Source organism: Xanthomonas prunicola, assembly GCF_002846205.1.
GTDB lineage: Bacteria > Pseudomonadota > Gammaproteobacteria > Xanthomonadales > Xanthomonadaceae > Xanthomonas > Xanthomonas prunicola.
On the sequence record NZ_PHKV01000073.1, the window covers coordinates 1 to 569 of the forward strand.

Annotated in this window: 1 pseudogene; it reads left to right on the forward strand. The window is 56.2% G+C overall.

Annotated features, from left to right (window positions below):
• Positions 1-15: 15 nt before the first annotated feature.
• Positions 16-569: pseudogene (locus XpruCFBP8353_RS23095) on the forward strand (multidrug transporter); the annotation flags it as partial.

The window sequence follows — 569 nt, forward strand, 5'->3', positions numbered from 1 at the left end:
CGAAGTGTAGGTGCTATGGATAGCGAGTCAGGTCAGACGGATGACGCAGAACAACCGCTCTTTCGCAAGCGGAAGGGGCCGGAGACAACTTCCACACTCGGCGACCTAAAAGATGCGTTTCCTTCGTCCATCCGGATCTGGATTGGCTGTGGGTGTGCGCTTTTCCTCTTGCTGGCCACGTTTGTTCTGACCGCGTCCTACTCCAAGCGGGAGCACGTGTCGGGCCAGATCATTTCGACACATGGGCGAGTGGATATCCGCAGTGGAACGCCTGGCCTCATCCTGTCGACGACATTGAAGCCCAATGCCTTGGTCAAGAAGGGCCAAGTGCTTGCGGAGCTGTCAGCCGACATCACCGACGAAGCGGGTCGCTCTTTGTCCGATGAGACGATCAAGCGTGCGCTCACCCGATCAGAAGAGCTGACCAAGGAGCAATTGCAGACGCATGACTTTTCTGGCCAGCGCGAGCGGGAACTGACGCGTCAAGTCGAAGAAACGACCGGCGCGATGCAGGAAGTCGCTCGCAAGATCTCAATCTTGGAAAAGAAATACGCCAAGAACAAAGAACT